Genomic DNA, 620 nt, shown 5'->3' with positions numbered 1-620 from the left:
GGAGGCGCTGCGCGTCAGGGCCCCGGCCTCGTCGCCATGGAGCGGCGCGGCGGCGAGGCCGATCGACAGCGACAGCGCCACCGACTGCGCCTCCACGACGACCGGCGCGTCGAAGGCGCCAAGCGCGCGGCGGGCCAGCGCGTCTCCGGCCTCCTCGGAGGCCTGTTCGGTCAGGAGCAGGGAGAACTCCGCCTCGCCGGTGCGGGCGAGCATGAGCTCGCGGCCGTCGGCGTCGGTCGCCTCGGCGGTCCAGCGGGCCACCACGTCGTTGAGCCGCTCGGCAGCCGCGACCAGCGCCTGCTCGCTCGCCGCCTCCCCGAGCGCGATGGCGACCCGGCCGAGGCCGGTGATCTCGATCCGGAGCAGAACCGCGCTCTCGCCGAGCTGCAGCCGCAAGGCGAGCCGGTGGCGCAGCGCCTCCAGATTGGGGAGCCCGGTGAGGGCGTCCTCGTGGGTGAGGCGGCGCACGGCGGCCTCGGAACGGGCGAGACGGCGGGAGACATGAAGATGCGCGCGGGCGAGCGCGCCGATCTCGTCGGCCCGTTCGGCCACGCGCGCCAGACCCGGCGCGCCGGCGGAGGGGCGCAGCACCGCCCGCGACAAAGCCTTGAGCGGGGCCG

Annotated in this window: 1 protein-coding gene; it reads right to left on the bottom strand. The window is 76.8% G+C overall.

From position 1 onward, the window contains the following. Window positions 1-620 (bottom strand): diguanylate cyclase domain-containing protein (locus ACFQ4O_RS18160; protein ID WP_378777841.1); only part of this gene is annotated, 620 nt, incomplete at both ends.

It is taken from the genome of Methylopila musalis (assembly GCF_042679725.1).
Lineage (GTDB): Bacteria > Pseudomonadota > Alphaproteobacteria > Rhizobiales > Methylopilaceae > Methylopila > Methylopila musalis.
Note: the sequence above shows the minus strand (reverse complement) of the source record. Positions and strands in the feature narration are given on the sequence as shown.